Genomic DNA, 15,037 nt, shown 5'->3' on the forward strand with positions numbered 1-15,037 from the left:
TTCTCTTTCCTCTTTCCTCTTTCCTCGCTTATCGCTTATCGCTTATCGCTTCTCTCAAGTGTCACGCTGCTATCTGGCCTGCCCTGCTGGATCCTGCCGAGTCGTCATGTTGACCCGAGGGTCACGCGGGTAGAAGCGCTCGGGCTGCGCTTCGACGTGGTCAAAGTGCTTGGTGTTCTTGTAGGGCATCTTCATGAAGCCCGACACCCCCAGTCCGGAAATCAGTGGCACGGCGGCCAGGATGACATCCAGAAGATGCGCGAAATCGGCTTCACGCCCAGGGTCGAGCAGACGGTAATAACTGTGGATCTTGAGATGATGCGGCAATGCCTCGAAGATCAGCATTCCGGTGTGATGGATCTGATTGAGTTCCGACAGCGCGTTCATGATCTGTTCCGGCAGGGCCAGAAACTCCTCGGGATCCGGGCCATCCTCGAAATAGGAGTGCACTCGTGATTCATCCTCCAGCTCCGGAACGGCGCTGACTTCATAGGGAAAGCGGAGTGCCTCACGCCGAGGGGAGGCTTGCGGCAGCGTGAAGGCGTCCTCGGGGTCGTCGCGCTCCAGGTGCAAGGTATCACGCGCATTGAACAGACAGGCCTTGAACACACCCTGTCGATAGATGGCACGCGCCAGCGCCACCATGTTGTTGACCGCTACCACGAAGGCGGCCTTGAGCGAGGGGTCATGCAGGTGCAGCGCCGTGTCCACGAAGATGCCCTGCGGCTCCCAGCGGATCGCCAGTCCCCCGACGATCGGATACTTCCCCAGCCGGCTCACCGCGGCCAGAAAGGCTTTCTCCGTATCTCCCATGCCCTGCATGAAGTTCTTGTAATAGCGATCCAGCTGGACGTCATTGACGGCATCCAGCGCATTGGCGTGGTCGCCGTCTTCGAGGTTGGCCTGCGCGCTGTCCATGCCATCGATCTCGAAGGCTTCCCGCAGAAAGGATTTGCGCGAGGTATAGACGACGGTGTCGATGTCGCGGGCGGCAGGCCGCACCCAGACGGGAAGCAGAGAGGGTATCGGCGATGACGGCAGTTCCGGCATGACCAGACGAGCCATTCTCGGCATCTCGCGCAGGAAGTAGTCACCCGCCTGCATGCGCAGCATCGGGTCTTCCGCCAGCATGCCATCCAGCATGCGCGCGAACTCCCGTGGCAGTCCCAGCGAGGTTGCCGGGATGGCCCGCACGCCGAAGCGACACGACTGCCCTGACGCCAGTGCATAGAGTGTCGCGGCCACGCCTTGCTCATCGAAGCGAGGCGAGGACAGCGCGCCATTGAGCTGTTCCTCGCCGATGAAGTAGACATCGCCCAGTCGCGCGTTGGTCTGCTGCAGATCATCCGACATCAGCTGCATCACATTGGTCGTGAGGTATTGCATGTGCTCGTCGAGTTGCGCGAAGACGGCACTGCCCCAGTCGATCAATGCTACCTGCTCACGCTCGGCATCGAAGACCAGGTTGGACGGTTTGATATCCCCGTGCACCACCGCGGGCGTGTCGGGGCTTGCGGATGACCCACGCAGCGACTTGAGAATCCCGGCAAGCTGACTGGCGACCCTGATCACCAGACGCGGTGACATGCGGCCATGCTTGAGCGAGTACTCCTCGAGATTGATGCCCGGCGCGCGCTCCATGACCAGTATCGACTGGCGGCGAACGCGCTGGTAACTGATCAGGCGCGGAATCAACGGATGCGCGACCTGGTCGAGCATGAAGGCCTCTTCCTCCAGACGGTCCTGCAACGCCTGAGGCAAGGTGACCCGCGTGAACTTGAAGACGTGCTCCTCTCGAATGGCCGTGCCTTCACCAGGGCGCCACCCGGCAAACACGAAGCCATAAGCCCCCTTGCCCACCAGATGGATTTCGCGATAGCCCAGCCCCTCGAGCTGGGCAATGCACAGTGCCACCCAGTCCTTGAGCTTCTTGGCATCATGATGCGAGAGCAGGTAGATGGACTGCTCTTCCGGGATATAGAACTGTTGCAGGCGCTCATGAGCGCGCGTGTCACTCATGGACAAGCGCCTCCCTCATCGAACCCCGTCATGCCAGCGACAGCAGCATCTCATCGGGATGCTCCAGATAGTGCTTCCACAGATTGCTGAAGCGAGCGATGGTACCGCCATCGATGATGCGGTGATCCCCGGCCCAGGTGATCGTCATGATGTCGCGCGCGCAGACATTGCCATCGACATCGAAGCGCGGCAGCCGCTGAGTACGACCGAGGGCCACGATGGCGACCTCGGGCTGATTGATGATCGGGGCCGCATAGGTGCCGCCCAGAGCACCGATGTTGGAGATCGACAGCGTGCCACCCTTGAGATCCGCCTGCGGGACACGACCATTGCGTGCCGCCTCGGTCAGTCTGGCCACCTCACGCGCGATCTCGAGGATGCTCAGGCGTTCGACGCCCTTGACGTTGGGCACCATCAGGCCGGCGGCACCATCGACAGCCATGCCGATATTGCAGCTTGCGTGATAGAGCACCTGGCTTTCATCGTCACTGAGACGTGCATTGAGAATCGGCTCTTCGAGCACCGCCAATGCCATCGCCTTCATGATGAAGGGCATCAGCGTCAGGCGAGTCCCCTCCTTGTCGGCCCGTGACTTGAGACGCGCACGCAGCGCGAGCAGCTCCGTCACATCGAGCTCATCACCGTAATGGAAATGGGGGATCTGGGTGCTGGATTGCACCATGCGTCGGGCCATGACGGCCGCCACGCCCTTGAGGGGGACCTGCCTGGCTTCCAGCCGCGCTGCACGTGGCTCGTGCGACTCGCACGCCACCGGCTCGGCCACCGCCACATCGGAGGACCCCGCAGCCGCGGGGTCCACGTCCCGATGGCGTTGGTCTGCAGAAGATGCTGTCGGGCGATCTGACGTACCAGCAGCCACGGAATCACGCGCGAGATAGGCGAGCACATCCTCTTTCAATACCCGGCCGTTGCGACCAGAGCCCGCAATGGCGCTGATGTCCAGCGCATGCTCGCGCAGCAGACGACGAACCGCCGGCGTGGCAGGAATGCGCACCTGGGCCGGGGACATGCCTGAGGCACAGGCAGACGGAGCGTGCTGTGCTGCAGCCGGCGCCATCCCTGCCTCCGTGACTGCCTCGTGCGCCACGCCAGATGCCTCGTCGGCCGTGTCATCGCTGTCAGGCACATAAGCGTACAAGGGGGTATGGACACGGGCGTTCTCCCCCTGAGCGTAATGGAAGCGCACGATTCGCCCGGGCTCGGAGGCCGTGATCTCGACCAGCGCCTTGTCTGTCATCACATCGACGATCGTCTGGTCTTCCTCGACCTTATCACCCTCGGCCACATGCCAGGTGACCACCTCACATTCGACGATGCCTTCGCCGATGTCCGGGAGGATGAAATCACGCGAACGTCGTTCACTGACAGCCTCTCCAGCGGTCTGATCCGCGCTGTCGGCGCCCAGCGCCTTCGCTCCGGACGGGGCGTGATCGCCAGCCGGCGCTGCTTGTCCATCTGCCCCACCTGCTTCACCTGTCCCACCATTCCCATTCGACTCACCCGCCTCATCCACCGCAAACAGCGGTGCATGCACCCGGGCAATCTCGCCCTCCCGACAATACAGACGAACCACGGTACCTGCGTGAGGCGCGGGAATTTCCACCAATGCCTTGTCCGTCATTACCTCGGCGACCGCCTGATCTTCCTCGATCACATCGCCTTCCTTGATCAACCACTTGACCAGCTCGCACTCGACGATCCCCTCGCCGATATCGGGCAGGATGAAATCATTCATGGCACACGTCACTCCCTGCAACTCATCACGTAAACACAAGCCGTCACCTGGACATGAGCGGTCTCGACATCATCGAGCCTCCGTCAGCAATTCCAGATCCGTGCTCAGTCATTCAGGCTCAGTCATTCGAGCTCAATCACTCGGGCTCAGTAATTCAGGCTCTGCTTGATGGCTTCGTATATCTTGAGCTCGTCCGGCAGATGCTCCTTCTCGAGCACCAGCGGGAACGGTGTGTCCAAACCGGTGACACGACGTATGGGCGCTTCCAGATACAGGAAGCAACGCTCTTGCACGGTTGCCGCTATCTCGCTGGCGAAACCTCCCGTCAGCGGTGCTTCATGACTGACCACCAGGCGACCCGTCTTGAGCACGGATTGGCATACGGTCTCGAAATCCCAGGGCAGAATGCTGCGCAGGTCGATCACCTCGCAGTCGATACCATCCTGTTCGGCCAATGCGGCCGCCTTCTCGATGACCTCCATCTGGGCTCCCCAGCCCAGAAGCGTGATGTCGCGGCCTTCACGGATGACCTCGGCGACGCCCAGCGGCAGCTCATAATCCGCTTCCGGCACCTCGCCCACGGAAGCGCGATAGAGACGCTTGGGTTCCATGAACAGCACGGGATTGGGGTCACGGATCGCCGCCAGCAGCAGGCCTTTCGCCTGATGGGGGTTGCGCGGAATCACGATCTTGAGCCCGGGGGTATGCGCAAAATAGGCTTCAGGTGACTGGGAGTGGTAGAGCCCGCCGGCAATGCCCCCGCCATAGGGGGTTCGAATGGTCAGCCCGCCGACATTGAAGAGATCCCCGGAGCGGTAACGGAACTTGGCCGCCTCGTTCACGATCTGGTCGAACGCCGGGAAGATGTAGTCGGCGAACTGGATCTCGGCGACCGGGGTCGAGCCCTGCGCCGCCAGTCCATTGGCGAAGCCGATGATGCCCTGTTCCGTCAAGGGCGTATTGAAGCAACGCTCACGGCCGTACTTGTCCTGCAGATGACTGGTGGCACGGAAGACACCGCCGAATACGCCGACGTCCTCACCGAACAGCACCACCTGTGGGTTGGCCGCCATCGCGATGTCCAGCGCGTTGTTGATGGCCTGCAGCATGTTCATCTGCTTCTTGCCTGAGCTCGCGCCGGCTGTCTCACCCGATGCGGGAGTGACGTCGAGACGGGCAGTGGTCGGGGTCGAATCGCTCATGCCGGCTGGCCTCCCTGCTGACGCTGCTGATGGGCCTTGCGGCTCTGCTCGATCTCATCGGCACTAAACCCCATGCTGCTGGCCCCCTTGGGATAGGCATGCGGGTATTTGCGGATATGCTGCTTGAGGTCTTCCATCTGCGCTTCCAGCAAAGGGGGCGGCGTGTCATAGACATCAGTGATCAGGCTCTCCAGCGGAGGCGGAGCCAGTTTCTCGGCGCGCTTCATCGACTCGAGCACCTCTCGGCGCAATTGATCGCCGGTAGCCTTCTCCTCCTCCTCGCTCCACCAGCCCTGGGCCTCAAGCCAGTGTCGCATGCGCAGGATGGGGTCCTTGTCGCGCCAGATGGCCTCTTCCTTCTTGCTGCGATAGCCCGAGGGGTCATCAGAGGAGGAATGCGCGGCCAGGCGATAGGTCATCGCCTCGATCAATACCGGCTGATTCGTCTCGACGGCGATCTTGCGCGCCGCCTGGGTGGCTTCGTAGACGGCAATCACATCGTTGCCATCCACGCGGATGCACTGCATGTGATAACCGAAGGCGCGCGGCGCGATGCCATCTGCGGCGAATTGCTCGCAGGACGGTGTGGAAATCGCGTAACCATTGTTGCGGCACAGGAAGATGCACGGCACACGATGTACCGATGCCATGTTGAGGGCCGCGTGGAAATCCCCTTCCGACGCGGCACCCTCTCCGAAGATGGTAATGGTGCATTGCCCCTTGCCCGCCAGCTTCTGACCATAGGCGTAGCCGGTCGCCTGAGGAATCTGGGTCGCCAGCGGCGATGAGATGGTCATGTAGTTCAGATCACGCGAGCCGTAGTGGATCGGCATCTGGCGTCCCTTGCCGTAGTCGCGTTCATTGCCGAACATCTGATTCATGAATTCGTCACAGCTGAACCCACGCCACGCCAATGCGCCCTGCTCGCGATACTGGGCCATGATCATGTCGTCATCCTGCAGCGCGGCCGCACTGCCGATCACCGTGGCTTCCTCACCCGTGCATTGCATATAGAAGCTCAGGCGCCCCTGACGCTGGGCAGCCAGCATGCGCTCATCCAATACCCGGATGAACAGCATGGTGTGATAGATCCTGAGCGCTTTCTCGCGCGTGAGACTGACCTCTTCCCCCCCTCATGCAGCGAGCCATCCTGGCGCAGACGCTGGAAGAGAGGGATGCAGAGCTCATCGCCGGTCATGAAGGCGATGCGATGCAGGACATTCGCGGTTTCAGGTGCCAGCTGCCGGGAAGTGGGAAGTGACGTCAACTCGGGATGTGCGGTCGGCTCAGAGCCCGAGGCCATCGTGTCAGCCTTCACTGCGTCCGAGGCTGAGGCCCTGGCTGCACTCGCAGACGATGTGGAGGCGGCCGCGGGGGCCTGTTCACGAGTGGCGGGCTCACTGGTGGAGCCATCGCCCTTGCAGGAGCCGGTGGTTCTTGTATGGGACATGCGCATCATCCTCTTTACCGATCAGGTGCCTGAGGCCCCCGCCCGCTCCTTTTGAGAGCGAGCAGGCAGATGGTCTGGCTGAGCCACCCCGGGAATGCAGAGAGAAGTGCTGCGAGAAGGACTCGCGATGCAATACGCTCTCCGGCAATCGCCGATGCGACGTGGTTTCCGTCATGCCTCGTTGCTGTCAGCGTAGTCGAGGTTGTCCAGCCAGCGCTAGAAAGTTGACGTTAACGTAAAAGATAAGTGATTGCAGTGAATAGTACTGCCTGAGTGCTACATCTTTGGTGGAACGATTCGCGGCATGAGCTTATGCAGGATTGGTATGGAAACGCAGAATCCTGCAATGGGACCGCAAAATTACGACTAAAGATGCAAGGGGACCACTCAGGTGGACTGGTAATCTTCACGCACTAAAATGGTGCCTCAACTTGCGACACCCCCTATCAAGCAGCGCTCGGGTTCTCCTGTGTGCAATGAGCGATCGAGATCGCGACCTCGAATAAGGACAACCACATGAGTGACACTTCACGTCCCAATCTCTGGCGCCGCCTGCCGCTATGGCAGAAGATCCTCGGTGGCCTGGCGCTGGGTATCCTTGCCGGCGCCCTCATGGGTGAGAACGCCAGTGTCTTCAAGCCGCTGGGCGATATCTTCATCAATGCCATCAAGATGCTGATCGTACCTCTGGTATTCAGCACCCTCGTCGTCGGTATCACCTCGATGCGTGACCCTCAGAAGATGGGGCGCATCGGTGGCAAGACCATCGCGCTTTACCTGCTGACCACGGCCTTCGCGATTGCCATCGGCATGCTGGCGTCTGCCATCTTCCAGCCGGGTGCCGGTTTCGAATTCAGCTTCGACAAGGCCATGGAAACCAAGGAAGCACCGTCTCTGGTGCAGATCCTGGTGGATCTGGTGCCCAGCAACCCCATTGATGCGCTTGCCAATGGCAACATCATGCAGATCATCGTCTTCGCCATCGGGATCGGCGTCTCGCTGATCATGATCGGCGACAAGGGCGAACCGGTCGTGCGTGTCTTCGACAGCTTCGCGGAAGTGATGTACAAGCTGACCGAGTTCGTGATGGCCTTCGCCCCGTTCGGGGTCTTCGGCCTGATGGCGCATGTCTCCGGCAACTACGGCATGGATGTGCTGCTGCCGCTGGCCAAGGTCATCGCCGTGGCGTATCTGGCGAGCATCGTGCATGTGCTGGTGGTCTACTCCGGCCTGTTGGCGACACTGGGCAAGCTGAACCCGATGCGCTACCTGCGTGGCATCGTCGATGCGCTGGTCGTGGCGTTCTCCTCGGCCTCAAGCTCCGGCACCCTGCCGATCTCGATTCGCTGTGCCCAGAAGAATCTGGGCGTCTCGGAAGGCGTATCTGGCTTCGTACTGCCGGTAGGCGCCACCATCAACATGGACGGTACCGCCATCTATCAGGGTGTCGTGGCGCTGTTCATCGCGCAGATGACCGGGATCGAGCTGTCGGTGATGGATTACGGCATGATCGTGCTGACCGGTACCCTGGCCTCCATCGGCACGGCGGGCGTTCCCGGTGCCGGGCTGATCATGCTCTCCATCGTGCTCAGCCAGGTGGGTCTGCCGCTGGAAGCGATCGCCGTGATCGCCGGCATCGACCGCATCCTCGACATGGCGCGCACCACCGTCAACGTCGCGGGCGACCTGATGGTCACCACCCTCGTCGGCAAGTCCGAGAAGGAACTGGATCTGGAGATCTACAACGCGCCGCACAAGCAGTGACGCCACCAGGAGTGCTTGCGACGTCTTTCGTCCGATGGCTCAGGTGACATGTCACATAGGACATGCCACTCATGAGACACCCCAGCCGTACGATCAGTGACTGACACGAAGAAGCCCCGCTCATCGAGCGGGGCTTCTTGTTTCGTCAGGAGTCTCTCGCCATTTCCTCTCAGGCTGTCGCCTCCGGCGGGGAATCGCGCAGCTCGCGCCTCAGCACCTTGCCGACATTGGTCTTGGGCAGGTCATCGATGAACACCACATGGCGTGGCACCTTGTAGCTGGCCAGCTCCTTGCGCGACCACTCTCTCAGCGCATCCGCCTCAAGCTCCGCACCGTCCTTGAGTACCACATATAGCTTGATGGCTTCCCCGCTACGTTCATCAAGAACCGATACCGCAGCGGCCTCCAGGACATCCGGATGTCGCACGATCACGTCCTCGACCTCGTTGGGATAGACGTTGAAGCCGGAGACGATGATCATGTCCTTCTTGCGATCGACGATGCGCATATAGCCATCGTCCTGGAAGACCGCGATGTCACCGGTGCGCAGGAAGCCATCGGCAGTGAAGCTATCCTTGGTCGCCTGCTCACGCTGCCAATATCCCTTCATCACCTGCGGCCCCTTCACGCACAGCTCACCGGGCTCTCCCATCGCGACAAGCTCGCCCTCTTCATCGTAGAGACGCACCTCCGTCGAGGGCATCGGACACCCGATGGTGCCCAGCTGGATGGCATCCAACGGATTGAACGACACGATCGGCGAGGTCTCGGTCATGCCGTAGCCTTCGGAGATATCACTGCCGGTGACCCGCTTCCACTCTTCAGCCGCCTTGCGCGTCAGCGCCACGCCTCCCGAGGTGGTGATCTTGAGCTTAGAGAAATCCAGTGCCTGGAAGCCGGGATTGTTGCACAACGCCACGAACAAGGTGTTGAGCCCCACGAACATGGTGAAGTCATGCTTTTGCAGCGTCTTCACGAAGCCCGGAATGTCCCGCGGATTGGGAATCAGCAGTGAATGGTTGCCCTCGCTGAGCATGCAGGCCAGATGAATGGTGAAGGCATAGATGTGATAGAGCGGCAGAGGTGCCACCAGCGTCTCATTCCCGGCCGAGAGCCCCTGGGTCAGCGCCATCTTGCCCTGCAGCATGTTGGCCAGCAGGTTGCGATGCGTGAGCATCGCCCCCTTGGCGACGCCTGTGGTGCCTCCGGTGTATTGCAGGACGGCGACATCATCGAGTGCCAGTGTCGGCCGCTCCCAACGCTCGGCCTTGCCCTGCGAGATGGCCTGACGCAGCGGGATGGCATCCGGCAAGCGATAACTCGGCACCAGCTTCTTGACGTGCTTGACCACGGCATTGATCAACAGGCGCTTGAGCGGTGGATGCATGTCGCCCAGTTCGCAGACCAGCACGTACTCAAGGCTGGTACGCTCGCGTACCCGCTCCACCTTGTCGGCCATGTTGGCCAGCACCACCAGCGCCCGTGCACCGGAGTCATTGAACTGATGCTCCATCTCGCGCTCGGTATACAGCGGATTGGTATTGACTAGCACCAGCCCCGCACGAATGACGGCGAAGGCCACCACCGGGAACATCAAGGTATTGGGCAACTGGATGGCGACCCGATCGCCCGGCTTGAGATCGGTCTCGTGCTGGAACCAGTCCGCCAGCTGGCGACTGGAAGTTTCGAGCTCTTCAAAGCTCATGGTGCGATCCATGCAAGTGAAGGCCGGCCGCTGGGCGTGGGTGCGACAGGCGTTCTCGAACATGTCCATCAGGGAATCAAGGCCGGTGAAGTCCACTTCCCGCGAGGAGCGCAGGCACGACATGCCGCTCGTGTCGCCTGTCGTTGGCTGTGCTCTCGAAGCATCGGGCGAGGCATCTACCACGTGGGAAAGATCTGTAGTCACGTCGTTAGTGGACTTGCCTGGCTCATCGGGTCGAGCCGCTAGGGGATCATGCATGGCGTTGCTCCTTGAACAGTACGTGGGGCGCTCGGCGTCACTGCCCCCGCTACCTTGTTGTTGTATGACGTTGTTGTAAGACGTCGTCGCGCGACTACGTCGTAAGACATCGTGGTGAGTTGCGTGGTGAGGCGCTGCTGGGGCTCCGTCGGGTGGGTGTCAGCCTGTGGGCTCTTTACTTTCGACAGCATAGCCGCAAACCCATGCTGCGCGCCGTTGGCGGAATCGATGGACCTGCCAGCATTGGAACATACGTACGTTTGATATTGCCTTGCGACCTTGGTGACATGCGCAGGCTGGCTCTGGAGCAGGGAAACAGCCCTGAGCCCAAGGAGGAAACAGCCCTGAGCCCAGGGAGAAAACAGCCCTGGCCTAAAGCCGAAAAATCGCTGACATGGATGAGCGAGACCTCGCCTTCTCACTTAAACGCAAGAAACAACGAGGCCCCTGCCCAGGGGGAAGAGGCCTCATGTCTTGCACACCGGACGCACACGTCAGGCGTATACGTCTGGCGCGCACGTCAGGAACAGGCAACTCAAGAGAGGTCGCGGACCTCGTTCTCGATCATCTTGCGGATATGCTCTTCGTTCTCGATCATCGATTCGCCGTCCTCGCGCAGCGATTTCAACAACCCGATCATCATGGCGATCAACACGAAGGTGAACGGCAAGGCGCCGGCGATCGAGGCAGCCTGCAGGGACTTGAGCGCCTGATCTCCCCCCAGCAACAGCAGGATCAAGGTCACGGCGCCCAGCATCATGCCCCAGATGATGCGTTGCTGAACCGGAGGACGACGACCGAAGGCCAACAGGCGTCCCAGCACCAGGGTGCCGGAATCCGCAGACGTGACGAAGAAGATGATCACCACGACCAGCGCCGCCACCTTGGCTACGGTCGCGGCGTTGCCGGGTGTGAGCACCTCGAACGAGTGGTAGAGGGTTCCGGCGTAGTCCCAGTTGGTGACCGCAGCCGTATAGATGCCCATGTCGGCCCCGTACAGGGACTGATAGATGCCCGCCGAGCCGATGACGCCAAACCAGACCAGCGCCACGATGGAGGGGATCACCATCACCCCGAGAATGAATTCACGGATAGTTCGGCCGCGCGAGATGCGGGCAATGAACATGCCGACGAAACCGGCCCAGGCGATCCACCAGCCCCAGTAGAAGATGGTCCAGCCGCCCTGCCAGATGCGCTCATCCGGCGTGCGCGCCGTCCACAGTGTCATCGAGACGCCTTCGGTGAGGTAATCCCCGAGCGCGGTGATGGAGCTCGCGATCAGATAGTTGGCATCGCTCACCAGCAGGAAGTAGGCAAGGATGCCGAGGCATACCCAGGTATTGAAGGTGGAAAGCAGCTTGATGCCACGTGCCACGCCGCTGGTCGCTGACAGAGTGGCGATGGCGCTGATCAGCAGGATGGAGACCACGGTCACCATGCGCGACTTCTCTTCGATGAGACCCAGTGACATCAGGCCGGAGCCGATCTGCTCGACGCCCAGGCCGAGCGTGGTGGCGATGCCGAAAATGGTGCCGAACACGGTCAGGATGTCGACGGTATGTCCGATGGGCCCGTAGATACGGTTGCCGATCAGCGGATAGAGGGCCGAGCGCATCGAGAGCGGCAGGCCCTTGCGAAAGGCGAAATAGGCCAGTGACAGTCCGACGATGGCATACATGGCCCAGGCGATCGTCCCCCAGTGGAAGACGGTGAGCTTGATGCCACCGGCCGCCGCTTCCGCGACGCGGCTGTCAGGCACCGGGAAGCCTTCGTCCCCCGGCATGAGCCCACTCGCCAAGGCTGCCTGCTTGGCCTCGAAGAAGACGGCGACGGCCGCCTTGATGTCAGCACTCAGAAACGGATTGCCCCCGCTCCAGTCACTCGCGAAATGGATCATGGGCTCGGACATCGAGAAGAACAGCATGCCCGCGCCGGTACCGCAGCCGAACAGCATCGAGAACCAGGCAAAATTGCTGAACTCCGGACGTTCATCGTCACGCCCCAGCCGGATCTTGCCGACACGCGAACACATCACGTAAAGACAGACCACGAAGGTCGAGAACATGACCAGCACGTAGTACCAGCCCAGGGTGCTCTCTATCCAGGATTTGATACCCAGAAACTGATCGCTGGCCGTCTTGCCCAACAGAATCGCATAGAGAATGAAAAACACGGTCATGGTGATCGCGGTGATACCGAGCGTCGAGTTGAGTCCCTTCAGGACACCTCGCTGCTCGATCAGTGCATCCAGTTCCTTTCCTTTCAGCATGTTTCTACCTCGTGACGGACTTTTATTATCGTTGTTCATGACACCGGTATCGTGGTTCATGACAGCGGATACTGGGGCTCAGGGAACCTCAGGCGTCATGGGGACATTGCGGGCAGATCGCGTTCACCTTCGGTCAGTCATGGGCGAGAACCCTGGCAGGAGACACCACCACGGCATGTCATCTGGCCCCCGCCGGTATGCGACTTTGTGGGGAGAATCCATGCTAGAGGGCCCCCGCTCGCGAGACAAATAAGATCTCGACGTCGTCTGGATAAGCAGAGCTAATGCCTGAGCTGAGAAGACGAGGCCTCAGGTCACGGCGTCTCTCGACAGATGCACTATCCAGTCCGGCTCATCCGGTCCGTCTCATCCAGACAGACAAAAGCCCCCGCGAGTCAACTCACGGGGGCTTGGGGTCTGACGGTCTCGCGCAGAGACTCGCTGTCAGCCGGCAGACTGGGTCAGGCGCAGCTGGTGCAGGTAGTGCATATGGCGCTCGTACTGTTCGAGCAGATCATTGATCACCTGGTCCTTGCTGTAGCCCATCAGATCATAGGACTGGCCGCCTTCCTTGAGGAAGACCTCGGCACGACAGTAATCCTCTTCATCGCCTTCGTCTTCCTGATCCAGATTGAGGTCCGGACGCAGGTGGGAGCGAATGCGCACGCCGTAGATGAAGTCATCTTCCTCGCCATGGCGCGCATTGAAGTAGACGCGATCACGACTGATGGTGACTTCCACCTCCAGCCCCTGACCACGCAGCTCTTCCGCCAGCTCCTGCATGCCCTGCGCGACGGTACCGCGCAGGAACCCCCGCACCATGGCGCGCGTCGGGAAGCTCATCAGGTGCTGGGCACGCTTGCGCCAGTTGCCCTTCTCGCCCATCGGGGTCGCCGCTGCCGTGTTGACGGACAGTGAACGCCGCTTGACGGACTCGAGATTGAGCTGGCGCAGCAGCCCGAAGATCGACGCCAGCAGGATCATCCCGAACGGCAAGGCAGTGGCGATGGTGGCCGTCTGCAGTGCGCCCAGCCCACCGGCCAGCATCAGGACGATCGCCAGAATGCCCACCGCGAAGGCCCAGTAGATACGCTGCCAGGTCGGGGTATCTTCCCGCCCGCCGGAGGCCAGCATGTCGACCACCATCGAGCCGGAATCCGCGGATGTCACGAAGAACACGATGACCATCACCAGCGCGATCACCGAGGTGATGGACGCCAGCGGCAGCTGCTCGAGGAAGGTGAACAGGGCCAGCGAATAGTTGTCGTTGACGGTATCGACCAGCGCCGTGACGTTCTGCTCCATGATCATCGAGATGGCCGTGTTGCCGAAGATGGTCATCCACAAAAGGGTGAAGCCGGCCGGCACGAACAGCACGCCGATCACGAATTCCCGGATGGTACGACCGCGCGAGACACGCGCGATGAACATGCCGACGAACGGAGACCAGGACATCCACCAACCCCAGTACAGCAGCGTCCAGCCACCGATCCAGTCGTTGGGCTCATAGGCATAGAGTTCGAAGGTCTTGCCGACGATATCGGCCATGTAGAAACCGGAATTCTGCACGAAGGCCTTGAGCAGGAAGGCGGTCGGCCCGAGCAGCAACACGAACAGCAACAGCACGACGGCAAGCCCGAGATTGACCTCGGACAGGATGCGGATGCCCTTGTCGAGCCCGGTCACCACCGAGATGGTCGCAAGGCCGGTGATCACGACGATGATCGCCACCTGGGTCCAGTCATTGTTGGGCATGCCGGTCAGGTGCGAGAGCCCGGCGTTGACCTGTGCCACGCCGTAGCCCAGCGTGGTGGCAACCCCGCAGACGGTGCCGACGATGGCGAAGATGTCCACCGCATGGCCGATCGGCCCATGGATACGCTCACCAATCAGCGGATACAGCGCGCTGCGCAACGTCAGCGGCAGTTCATGGCGATAACTGAAGTAGGCCAGAATCAGCGCGACGATGGCATAGATGGACCAGGCGTGAAGCCCCCAGTGGAAGAAGGTCAGCTTCATCGCTTCGCGCGCGGTCTCCACCTCTTCAGGGGTACCGGTCGGCGGATTCAGGAAATGCATCACCGGTTCGGCGACACCGAAGAACATCAGTCCGATGCCCATGCCAGCCGAGAACAACATCGCGAACCAGGTGACGTTGCTGTAGTCCGGCAGCGAGTGATCCGGACCAAGACGAATCTCGCCGTGGCGCGAGAAACCGACATAGATCACGGAAATGAGAACGATCGCGACACACAGGATATAGAACCAGCTGACGGTATTGGTGATCCAATGCTGGACCGAGTCAAATACCGACATGGCCGTGTCCGAGAACACTGCCGTGAAGATCACCAATAGCAGGATGATGGCGTTGGCGCAGAAGAAGACTGGCGGATTGACCTTGGCAAACAGGCCTGAACGAGACTCCTTGCCGGGCTCTCCGCCACCCGCAGCAGGGGTTGAACGCATGGGCATTTCCTAGTGGGTGTATTGGCGAGACAGCGTGGGCACTTGATGTCCCCTGGCCGCCTCAACGCGCATATCCATAATGAAAAGTCGTCATCAATGGCGGCGCGGATAATACCACTTGATGGCAACACGCCCAACGCCATGGACA

Annotated in this window: 7 protein-coding genes and 1 pseudogene; 1 reads left to right on the forward strand and 7 read right to left on the reverse strand. The window is 60.8% G+C overall.

The features are described from left to right. Positions 1–69 precede the first annotated feature (69 nt). The 4 genes and pseudogenes from BFX80_RS09555 to BFX80_RS09570 all read right to left on the reverse strand — a co-directional run bounded on the left by BFX80_RS09555 (position 70) and on the right by BFX80_RS09570 (position 6,175). On the reverse strand, positions 70–2,019 hold the full coding sequence (locus tag BFX80_RS09555; RefSeq protein ID WP_084208704.1) for a serine/threonine protein kinase: 1,950 nt from the start codon (positions 2,017–2,019) through the stop codon (positions 70–72). A 28-nt stretch (positions 2,020–2,047) separates the two neighbouring features. Continuing rightward, positions 2,048–3,775, reverse strand: coding sequence for a dihydrolipoyllysine-residue acetyltransferase (locus BFX80_RS09560; protein WP_084208705.1), 1,728 nt, complete (start codon positions 3,773–3,775; stop codon positions 2,048–2,050). Positions 3,776–3,921: 146 nt separating this feature from the next. After that, positions 3,922–4,890 carry an alpha-ketoacid dehydrogenase subunit beta gene (locus BFX80_RS09565; protein ID WP_084209720.1) on the reverse strand — a complete coding sequence of 323 codons (969 nt, stop codon included), beginning with the start codon at positions 4,888–4,890 and terminating at the stop codon, positions 3,922–3,924. 83 nt (positions 4,891–4,973) lie between these two features. Beyond that, positions 4,974–6,175, reverse strand: a pseudogene (locus tag BFX80_RS09570) (thiamine pyrophosphate-dependent dehydrogenase E1 component subunit alpha). 768 nt (positions 6,176–6,943) lie between these two features. Here BFX80_RS09570 and BFX80_RS09580 point away from each other — a divergent pair. Further along, entirely contained in the window at positions 6,944–8,191 is a 1,248-nt protein-coding gene (locus BFX80_RS09580) for a dicarboxylate/amino acid:cation symporter (RefSeq protein ID WP_084208707.1), read from the forward strand. Positions 8,192–8,360: 169 nt separating this feature from the next. On the opposite strand, the gene BFX80_RS09585 is transcribed toward BFX80_RS09580, so the two are convergent. From BFX80_RS09585 to BFX80_RS09595, 3 genes are all read right to left on the reverse strand, one after another. Next, positions 8,361–10,019 carry an AMP-binding protein gene (locus BFX80_RS09585; protein WP_084208708.1) on the reverse strand — a complete coding sequence of 553 codons (1,659 nt, stop codon included), beginning with the start codon at positions 10,017–10,019 and terminating at the stop codon, positions 8,361–8,363. A 670-nt stretch (positions 10,020–10,689) separates the two neighbouring features. Further along, a complete protein-coding gene (locus BFX80_RS09590) occupies positions 10,690–12,423 on the reverse strand; it encodes a BCCT family transporter (protein ID WP_084208709.1) in 1,734 nt (577 codons plus the stop codon). 444 nt (positions 12,424–12,867) lie between these two features. Beyond that, positions 12,868–14,889, reverse strand: a complete 2,022-nt coding sequence (locus BFX80_RS09595; RefSeq protein WP_077376546.1) for a BCCT family transporter — start codon at positions 14,887–14,889, stop codon at positions 12,868–12,870. Positions 14,890–15,037: the final 148 nt, after the last annotated feature.

It is taken from the genome of Cobetia marina, assembly GCF_001720485.1.
Taxonomy (GTDB): Bacteria; Pseudomonadota; Gammaproteobacteria; order Pseudomonadales; family Halomonadaceae; genus Cobetia; species Cobetia marina.

What these genes read in the sequence shown, in the direction of transcription:
- BFX80_RS09585 (WP_084208708.1), bottom strand. Translation starts at nt 10,019, where the DNA reads ATGTCGTGCCTGCGCTCCTCGCGGGAAGTGGACTTCACCGGCCTTGAT.
- BFX80_RS09595 (WP_077376546.1), bottom strand. Translation starts at nt 14,889, where the DNA reads ATGCGTTCAACCCCTGCTGCGGGTGGCGGAGAGCCCGGCAAGGAGTCT.
- BFX80_RS09590 (WP_084208709.1), bottom strand. Translation starts at nt 12,423, where the DNA reads ATGCTGAAAGGAAAGGAACTGGATGCACTGATCGAGCAGCGAGGTGTC.
- BFX80_RS09560 (WP_084208705.1), bottom strand. Translation starts at nt 3,775, where the DNA reads ATGAATGATTTCATCCTGCCCGATATCGGCGAGGGGATCGTCGAGTGC.
- BFX80_RS09580 (WP_084208707.1), top strand. Translation starts at nt 6,944, where the DNA reads ATGAGTGACACTTCACGTCCCAATCTCTGGCGCCGCCTGCCGCTATGG.
- BFX80_RS09555 (WP_084208704.1), bottom strand. Translation starts at nt 2,019, where the DNA reads ATGAGTGACACGCGCGCTCATGAGCGCCTGCAACAGTTCTATATCCCG.
- BFX80_RS09565 (WP_084209720.1), bottom strand. Translation starts at nt 4,890, where the DNA reads ATGAACATGCTGCAGGCCATCAACAACGCGCTGGACATCGCGATGGCG.